Raw genomic sequence first — 1,755 nt, forward strand, 5'->3', positions numbered from 1 at the left:
CCTACACATCAAGGCTCAATGTTCAGTGTCAAGCTATAGTAAAGGTTCACGGGGTCTTTCCGTCTTGCCGCGGGTACACTGCATCTTCACAGCGAGTTCAATTTCACTGAGTCTCGGGTGGAGACAGCCTGGCCATCATTACGCCATTCGTGCAGGTCGGAACTTACCCGACAAGGAATTTCGCTACCTTAGGACCGTTATAGTTACGGCCGCCGTTTACCGGGGCTTCGATCAGAAGCTTCGCCTTGCGGCTGACCTCATCAATTAACCTTCCGGCACCGGGCAGGCGTCACACCGTATACGTCCACTTTCGTGTTTGCACAGTGCTGTGTTTTTAATAAACAGTTGCAGCCAGCTGGTATCTGCGGCTGGCTTCAGCTCCGTGGGTAAACCACTTCACCTAGTGCCAGCGTGCCTTCTCCCGAAGTTACGGCACCATTTTGCCTAGTTCCTTCACCCGAGTTCTCTCAAGCGCCTGAGTATTCTCTACCTGACCACCTGTGTCGGTTTGGGGTACGATTAATGGTAACCTGGAGCTTAGAGGCTTTTCCCGGAAGCAGAGCATCAATCACTTCACCACCGTAGTGGCTCGTCGTCACGCCTCAGTGTTAACAACCGACCGGATTTGCCTGGTCAGTCCACCTGCACGCTTAAACCGGGACAACCGTCGCCCGGATGATTTAGCTTTCTCCGTCCCCCCTTCGCAGTTACCACCAGTACGGGAATATTAACCCGTTGCCCATCGACTACGCTTTTCAGCCTCGCCTTAGGGGTCGACTCACCCTGCCCCGATTAACGTTGGACAGGAACCCTTGGTCTTCCGGCGTGCGGGTTTTTCACCCGCATTATCGTTACTTATGTCAGCATTCGCACTTCTGATACCTCCAGCAACCCTCACAGGTCACCTTCACAGGCTTACAGAACGCTCCCCTACCCAACAATATTTACATATCGCTGCCGCGGCTTCGGTGCATAATTTAGCCCCGTTACATCTTCCGCGCAGGCCGACTCGACCAGTGAGCTATTACGCTTTCTTTAAATGATGGCTGCTTCTAAGCCAACATCCTGGCTGTCTGAGCCTTCCCACTTCGTTTCCCACTTAATTATGACTTTGGGACCTTAGCCGGCGGTCTGGGTTGTTTCCCTCTTCACGACGAACGTTAGCACCCGCCGTGTGTCTCCCGTGATAACATTCTCCGGTATTCGCAGTTTGCATCGGGTTGGTAAGTCGGGATGACCCCCTAGCCGAAACAGTGCTCTACCCCCGGAGATGAGTTCACGAGGCGCTACCTAAATAGCTTTCGGGGAGAACCAGCTATCTCCCGGTTTGATTGGCCTTTCACCCCCAGCCACAAGTCATCCGCTAATTTTTCAACATTAGTCGGTTCGGTCCTCCAGTTAGTGTTACCCAACCTTCAACCTGCCCATGGCTAGATCACCGGGTTTCGGGTCTATACCCTGCAACTAATTCGCCCAGTTAAGACTCGGTTTCCCTGCGGCTCCCCTATCCGGTTAACCTTGCTACAGAATATAAGTCGCTGACCCATTATACAAAAGGTACGCAGTCACACCCCGAAGGGTGCTCCCACTGCTTGTACGTACACGGTTTCAGGTTCTTTTTCACTCCCCTCGCCGGGGTTCTTTTCGCCTTTCCCTCACGGTACTGGTTCACTATCGGTCAGTCAGGAGTATTTAGCCTTGGAGGATGGTCCCCCCATATTCAGACAGGATAACACGTGTCCCGCCTTACTCATC

1 rRNA gene is annotated in these 1,755 nt (G+C 53.0%); it reads right to left on the minus strand.

Annotated elements, in window-relative coordinates:
* Positions 1 to 1,755, minus strand: a 23S ribosomal RNA gene (locus tag X965_RS18680); the annotation flags it as partial.

This window comes from Morganella sp. EGD-HP17 (assembly GCF_000512315.2).
In the GTDB taxonomy this organism is placed as follows: Bacteria; Pseudomonadota; Gammaproteobacteria; order Enterobacterales; family Enterobacteriaceae; genus Morganella; species Morganella morganii.